At 64.0% G+C, this 6,528-nt stretch carries 7 protein-coding genes; 4 read left to right on the top strand and 3 right to left on the bottom strand.

Translation table 11 applies throughout. The annotated features are described in order from the left end of the window. Positions 1–53 precede the first annotated feature (53 nt). Positions 54–734, bottom strand: coding sequence for an ABC transporter ATP-binding protein (locus QZX62_RS09660; protein WP_294174015.1), 681 nt, complete (start codon positions 732–734; stop codon positions 54–56). Between the two features lie 3 nt (positions 735–737). Beyond that, the gene (locus tag QZX62_RS09655) at positions 738–2,060 is read right to left on the bottom strand and encodes an HlyD family efflux transporter periplasmic adaptor subunit (RefSeq protein WP_294174013.1); all 1,323 of its coding nucleotides are present in this window, start codon (positions 2,058–2,060) and stop codon (positions 738–740) included. 211 nt (positions 2,061–2,271) lie between these two features. On the opposite strand from QZX62_RS09655, the gene QZX62_RS09650 reads away from it, so the two are divergent. The 3 genes from QZX62_RS09650 (at position 2,272) to QZX62_RS09640 (ending at position 5,254) form a co-directional block, all read left to right on the top strand. Continuing rightward, positions 2,272–2,397, top strand: a complete 126-nt coding sequence (locus QZX62_RS09650) for a hypothetical protein (protein ID WP_294174012.1) — start codon at positions 2,272–2,274, stop codon at positions 2,395–2,397. Between the two features lie 171 nt (positions 2,398–2,568). Beyond that, entirely contained in the window at positions 2,569–3,954 is a 1,386-nt protein-coding gene (locus QZX62_RS09645; protein ID WP_294174010.1) for a sigma-54 dependent transcriptional regulator, read from the top strand. 52 nt (positions 3,955–4,006) lie between these two features. Beyond that, on the top strand, positions 4,007–5,254 hold the full coding sequence (locus tag QZX62_RS09640) for an ATP-binding protein (RefSeq protein ID WP_294174009.1): 1,248 nt from the start codon (positions 4,007–4,009) through the stop codon (positions 5,252–5,254). A 249-nt stretch (positions 5,255–5,503) separates the two neighbouring features. Here the strand turns inward: QZX62_RS09640 and QZX62_RS09635 are convergent, their stop codons facing one another. Next, on the bottom strand, positions 5,504–6,007 hold the full coding sequence (locus tag QZX62_RS09635) for an FKBP-type peptidyl-prolyl cis-trans isomerase (protein ID WP_294174007.1): 504 nt from the start codon (positions 6,005–6,007) through the stop codon (positions 5,504–5,506). 149 nt (positions 6,008–6,156) lie between these two features. On the opposite strand from QZX62_RS09635, the gene QZX62_RS09630 reads away from it, so the two are divergent. Continuing rightward, on the top strand, positions 6,157–6,528 hold a 372-nt coding region (locus QZX62_RS09630), incomplete at its 3' end, for a hypothetical protein (protein WP_294174006.1).

Genomic DNA, 6,528 nt, shown 5'->3' with positions numbered 1-6,528 from the left:
GCGCCACATGGGAACGTCCTCGTTTGCTCGATCAGGGTTGGGCTCGGAGCGCTTCAGGCCGCACGGCGACGCTGCTGCAGGATTCGGCCGTCCAGCATGTTGACGACCCGGCCGGCATGGTCGGCATGCGCGGGCGAGTGCGTGACCATCACGATGGTCGACCCTTGCTCGTTCAAGGTCTGGAGCATCTTCATGACCTCCTCGCCGTGGTTGGTGTCGAGGTTGCCAGTTGGCTCGTCGGCGAGGATCAGCTTGGGCTGCGCAACCAGCGCCCGCGCGACTGCCACGCGCTGCTGCTGCCCGCCAGACAGTTGGCTGGGACGATGCCGCGCACGATGCGCGATGCCGACGCGGTCCATGACCTCGTCCGTGCGGCGTTTGCGTTCGGCGGCGGTCACGTCGTGGTAGAGAAGCGCGAGCTCCACATTCTCGCGAACGGTTAGTTCGTCGACCAGATTGAAGCTCTGGAAGATGAAGCCGATCGCCTCTTTGCGAACCTCCGCCAGCTTGGCTTCGGGGAGCCCTGCAACCTCACGCCCGGCAAAGACGTAGGAGCCGCTCGTGGGGCTGTCGAGCATGCCGATAAGGTTGAGGAGCGTGGACTTGCCGCAGCCCGACGGGCCCATGATCGCGACGAACTCGCCTTCCTCGATGTCGAGGTCGATCTCATCGAGCGCCGAGGTCTCAACGGTGTCGGTGCGGTAAACGCGCGAGAGTTCACGCATGTGGAGCATGGGTCAGTCCTTGCCTTGTGAAAGGTCGAGCCGATCCTTGTCGGCGAAACCGGTGTAGGGAGAAGTGATCACACGCTCGCCGATGTCGAGACCTTCGAGCACCTCGATTGATTGCGTGTTGCGCCGGCCGAGCCGCACCGGCCGCTTCAGGGCCGAGGCGCCATCGGGCAACACAACGAAGACGAAGTTGCCGCCGCTTTCCGTATAGAAGGCAGCGTTCGGGATCAGCTTTGCCGGCACCGGATCGCCGAGGGTCAGCTTAGCCTGAAGGGTCTGACCCCGCTGGATGCCAGCGGGTTCGCCACCGGTGAACTGCAGGTCTACCTGGAACTGCCCGTTCTGGACCTGCGGATAGATCTTAGTGACCTTGGCCGGGTAGTTCTTCCCGCCCGTTTCGACGCTCGCGGCTTGAAATAGTTGGACTCGGCCTAGGTAAAATTCGTCCACCCCGGCCATCAGCTTGTTGCGGCCCGGGCTGTCAATCTGGCCAAGCCGCTCGCCGCGCGAAAGCGACTGGCCTATCTGGATGCTGAACCCGGACAATTGTCCCGCGACCGGTGCGCGCAGATAAAGCGCTTCAAGGCTGGCACGTGCGACGCCAAGGCTAGACCTAAGCGAGGCTGCTGAGGCGCGCTGCTGCGCCAGCTGGCTGCCCTGCAGGCGCTCGTCTGTGGACTGGCTGCGGCGTAGCACCGCCAGCCGTTCGCTCTCGTACCGCGCCTGGTCGCGCGTGTCGGCGAACTGTTTGCCTGCGACGTAGCCGCGCTGGGCGAGCGGCCTCTCGCGCTCATACTGGCGCCGTGCCTTGTCAGCCGCGAGGCTCGCTTCCAGCACGGCGCGCTGGTTAGCCAGCCGGCTCTGCGACAGCGCGAGCTCCTGTGAGCGCATGTTGTTGATCTGCTGCTCGACCTCGGTCTGGCGGGCCAGAACAGACAATTGCAGTTCGGCGTTGGACAGGACCGCGATAAGCTGTCCCTGCGCCAGGTTCGCCCCGTCCTCGACCAGCACCTTGTCGACCCGGCCGCCTTCGATCGCGTCGAGGTAGACGGTCAGCAGCGGGGTCACGCGGGCGCGCAGCGGGATAAAATCCTCGAACGTGCCGTTGGTCACGGGCGAGATCGTTAGCCGGGCAGCGCTCACCGTCTGCGTGTCGCCGCGTGGTGCGTAGAGCCAGAAGACGAGCAGCGTGAACAGCAGCGCCGTCCCGCCCGCCGCCCATTTGATCCAGCCGGGAAGGCCGCGGCGCTCGATGACTCGGTCCATCGCTCCGCCCGTTACCGGCCGGTCGGTACCCGCGTCCGCGCTTTGCATTTTCACTACGCTCATCACCTATCCTCTGCCTCACCGTAGCAAGCGACGTGCCAGTTCGGCCTGCGGGTGAATTCAACGTCGGGTGCCGCTCGCCTGTCCGAATCCGGACAGATGCGTTCGGAACCGGACATCGTTGGACGATCAAGGGGCGACACGGGCGGCAAGTGGGATGCTGAAGTGCCCGAGCTCGTGCGGCTCTAAAAGCGACATCTCCAAGGTGCCGGCCGTGGCTGCGCTCGGCGCCTCGCTGGAAGAGGCTGTGGTGGTTGCGGCTATGGCTGGCGCCACGGAGGCGGATACCGCTATGCTCGCGAACAAGGCGGCGATCACGGGAACCATCTGGTTCGAATAAGTCTTCATGGCTGACGCTCCGAACAGGCCCCAATGCCCGCGCCGGATGAAGAGCATCGACCATGCCAAACACGCGCAACTCACGCATTTCCAAGCTTTCGGCTAAGTCATGTGCCTGTTGGCACGAATATTGATTGTCCGGTTCCGGACGCGAAAGGTACGGAAACGGGCAATGGCCATGAAAGCAGAGTTCGACCTGTGCGTTGTTGTCGACGACAACGAGGACATCCTGACGGCGGCGCGGTTTGCTTTGCGCCCGCTTTTTCGCGAGATCATCCTCCTATCCGCGCCGGATCTAGCGCTTGCGACGATTGGCGCACGCTCCCCCGACGTGATCCTCCTCGATGCAAATTTCGCGAGGGGTGCCACCAACTCTGCTGAAGGGCTTGAACTGCTCGACCGACTTCTTTCCGCCGATGCCTCGTTGGCGATTGTGATGATTACCGCTCATGCGGGCGTAAACGTCGCGGTCGAAGCGATGAAGCGGGGTGCCATCGATTTCGTCTCCAAGCCTTGGAGCAATGAGCGTCTGTCTGCGGCGGTGCGCAATGCTGCCAGCGTGCGACGCTCACGAACTGCGGCACCGCTGGAGCGGCGGCCGGCCACGCTGTCGGCCGACGATCTGCCGCTGATTGGTTCGGCGCCTGCTATGGCGCGCGTTCATTCGTTGGTGGCGCGGGCAGGGCCGACCGACGCCAACGTCCTCATCTTGGGCGAGAACGGTACCGGCAAGGAGCTCGTTGCTCGCGCGCTTCACCGCCATTCGCATCGTGCCGCCAGTCCGATGCTTACCGTCGACCTGGGCGCCGTCGCCAGCGAGCTCATCGACTCCGAGCTGTTCGGCCACGTTCGCGGCGCGTTCACCGACGCCAGAGCCGATCGCGTGGGCCGCATTCAGGCGGCGGACGGCGCTACCCTATTCCTGGATGAGATCGGCAACCTGCCGCTGCACCTGCAGCCCAAGCTACTCACGGCGCTAGAGCAGCGGCGCATCACTCCCGTTGGTTCTAATACGCCCGTACCTGTCGACATCCGGGTAATCGCGGCCACCAACATGACGTCCGAGATGCTGCGCGATCCAAGGCATTTCCGTCAGGATCTGCTGTTCCGTCTAAATACCGTGGAGATCGAAATCCCGCCCTTGCGGGAGCGGCGGGAGGACGTGCCGACGTTGATTGCCTATTTTCTCGAGCTCTATGCCCGCCGGTACGCCCGTCCACTGCCGAAGATAACGCCGGAGGCCATGGCAGCCTTAATTGCAAGCGACTGGCCCGGAAACGTGCGGGCCCTGCGCCACGCGGTGGAACGCGCGGTGATCCTATCGGGAGATGCTCCTCTAGCATCCGAGGATTTCGCTCTACCTCCCGCCGCGGAGACGCGAGTGCTTGTCGGGGCGCTCCGGCCGGCCGGGACCAGCGAGCTCAACCTGGAGAAGGTCGAGCGGCGGCTGGTTGAAGAGGCGCTGCGCAAGCACGGTTACAACGTATCAGCTGCGGCCTCCGAACTGGGGTTGTCGCGCGCCGCACTGTATCGGCGCATGGAGAAGCATGGGCTTTAGCGGCCGATACTCGCTAATGGTGCTCGCCTGGGTAGTGTCGTTGTGCGCCGCAATGCTCGCGCTGCTGTGGGCATTGGCCCGCCCCGAACTTGCGATCACGCGATTGCTTGCCGCTCTGCTGGTGCTTCTGGCGTTGGCCGGTCTGTACCGCCACGTCCAGCGAACCAATGTTACAGTGGCTCGCTTCGTCGAGGCGCTGCGCCATGGCGACTTCGCCACCCGCTTCAGCCATAGCGGGGGCGCAAGCTTCGCAGAACTCGGCCGTGCCCTAGATGGCGCCATGCGCGAGCTGCAGGAGGAGCGCACCCGGGATGCGGAAGAGCTGCGTTTTCTCCAGTCTCTGGTAGACGACATGCCCGTCGCCCTGCTCACAGTACACCCGGGTGGCCCAGTGCGCTTGGCTAACAAGGCGGCTCGCCGGTTGTTGGGCTTCGCCGATGTCCTCGACCGAGAAGACGTGGCTGTGCTGGGCGCGACATTTGCGACCCGCCTGGCGGACGCCGCGGCGCCTTCCAAGGAGATCCTGATAATTCGCTTGTCGGGCGGACCGCAACGCGTGCTGCTACGGGTGGGCACGCTGGAGCGGCTCGGCCTTCCGGTTCGCGCGATCACCATTGAGCCTGTTCAGGCGACCCTGGATGCGATCGAGGTGGCGGCGCAAACCGATCTCGTGCGCGTGCTCACCCACGAGATCCTCAACTCGCTGACCCCTGTCACCTCCCTGGGTGAGACGGTGGCGGCGCTGCTGGCGTCAGATCCTCCTGACCTGGACGAAGCCCGTATAGCTGTTGCGACGCTCGCTCGGCGCGCGGCGGGCCTTCAGCAATTCATCAAAAGCTACCGGGCGGTCGCTAGTCCGCCCGTTCCGCGAAAGCGACGCTTCGATGCAGCCGACCTTGCGGCGGAACTCGCCCGATTGTTCCGCGCGGACTGGCCCGAGCACCGTCTCGAACTCGAGATTGCTCCCGGCCTCGTGCTTGATGCTGACCCGGATCTTCTTGCCCAGGCCCTCATCAACCTGCTGCGCAACGCCGCGCAGGCCACCGGGCACGGCGGGCAGATCGTCCTCAGGATGGCAGACCGACCGGCTGGCGCCACCACCATTGAAGTCGAAGACAATGGCCCCGGCATTCCAGAATCGCTACGGCGGGAAGTGTTCTTGCCCTTCTTTACCACGCGCGCGGAGGGCACCGGCGTGGGCTTGAACCTCGTTCGACAGATCATGGTCGCTCACGGTTGGCAGGTCGATGTTGCGATCGGTGAGCTGCGTGGAGCACTCTTTCGCATGACGAGCGCCTAATGGATTTCACGCGGCGAGACAGGCAGAATGATCGCATGCGAGGTCGCGGGGCCGGCTAGCACGGCCCCTTCTGCTACCCGCAAAACCTAACCAGAACCACCGCTTCCGGTCACCTTCAGCCATTCCGCTAAGCGCCCAACGAAGACGCCCGCGCCGGTTTCGCCGGCGCCCGTAAGCGGACGTACGTTCAGCCGGTCAGCGATGTCTGCTCGCGACCCATTGCGGACGTTCGCCGAAGTTCGGATGCTATCAACGGGATGAGGGGGTTGGCGCGGTGCCCCCAGAAGGCGTGACGCTGTGCAGCGCCAGTCTGAAACGAAGGACGCTGTCCGCCGGGATCGGTCCACTCGCCCGATCCCCGTATCCAAGCGCTGGTGGGATCCAGACGATCCATTCATCACCCGGCCGCATTAGCTTCAAGGCCTCTGTGAAGCCGGGAACGAAGCCGTCGACCGGTCCGGTCAGCGGCGTACCACGCTGGTAGCTGCTGTCGAACGTCTCACCGGTTACCAGCTTGCCTTCGTAGTCGAAGGCCACGGTGTCGCTCCCGGCCGGGTGCAGCCCGGTTGTCGGCCCTGAGCGGATCACGAAGTACTGGAGCCCGCTGGGGGTTGTTACAACGTTCTTAGCTGCTGCGTTACGGACGAGGAAGTCGGGGCCTGGCGCAGTAGTCGGCGGAGTCGGGACGACAGGCACCGTGGCGCACGCCCCGGCGAAGAGCATCATGAGCGCTGCTATCATCAGCTTGGTCATGGCAGGCAGTGTAGCGATCAACTAGGAAATGGAAACAGAGCTGCCTCGGCTAGCCTGAAGACCGCTACGGTTTATGGCCGCGTTCGACCCATGACGGACATCGAAACTGTGCGTCCGAGTTCGGCGGATTGCGGGAAGGTGGATGATGGGTGAGTATTGGCACCATGTTTATTCGTGCCGCAGCAATCGAGAAAGTGGGATTTCGCTCCGCCCTCTCGCTTGGGGTGCTTACTGCTGTTGCGATGCTGACCGGCGTCCTTCTAATGTCGACGTTGGGCGGAAGCAGCGGCCGGGATCTGGGCGCCACCGCCAATGGCACGACAATCATGGAAGTCGCTCCGCTGCTTGCCGCTGCGGAGGTTCTGAAGCTCGCGACCGGAGTCTGCCTGGCGACGCTTGTCCTCGCCTCGAGAACGGCACAGTCGAAGTTGCGAGCTGGTGCATATCTGAGTGGGTGTGCCGGTGCCGTCTTGATTGCCGCGAGCGGATTGGTGGGGCTCTATGCACTGGCTTCCCAAAAT

The sequence above is a fragment of the uncultured Sphingomonas sp. genome (assembly GCF_902806265.1).
Taxonomy (GTDB): Bacteria; Pseudomonadota; Alphaproteobacteria; order Sphingomonadales; family Sphingomonadaceae; genus Sphingomicrobium.
Note: the sequence above shows the minus strand (reverse complement) of the source record. Positions and strands in the feature narration are given on the sequence as shown.

Bases quoted from the DNA above. Each gene is read 5' to 3' on its own strand.
- QZX62_RS09655 (WP_294174013.1), bottom strand. From the start codon at position 2,060: ATGAGCGTAGTGAAAATGCAAAGCGCGGACGCGGGTACCGACCGGCCG.
- QZX62_RS09640 (WP_294174009.1), top strand. From the start codon at position 4,007: ATGCTCGCGCTGCTGTGGGCATTGGCCCGCCCCGAACTTGCGATCACG.
- QZX62_RS09660 (WP_294174015.1), bottom strand. From the start codon at position 734: ATGCTCCACATGCGTGAACTCTCGCGCGTTTACCGCACCGACACCGTT.
- QZX62_RS09645 (WP_294174010.1), top strand. From the start codon at position 2,569: ATGGCCATGAAAGCAGAGTTCGACCTGTGCGTTGTTGTCGACGACAAC.
- QZX62_RS09635 (WP_294174007.1), bottom strand. From the start codon at position 6,007: ATGACCAAGCTGATGATAGCAGCGCTCATGATGCTCTTCGCCGGGGCG.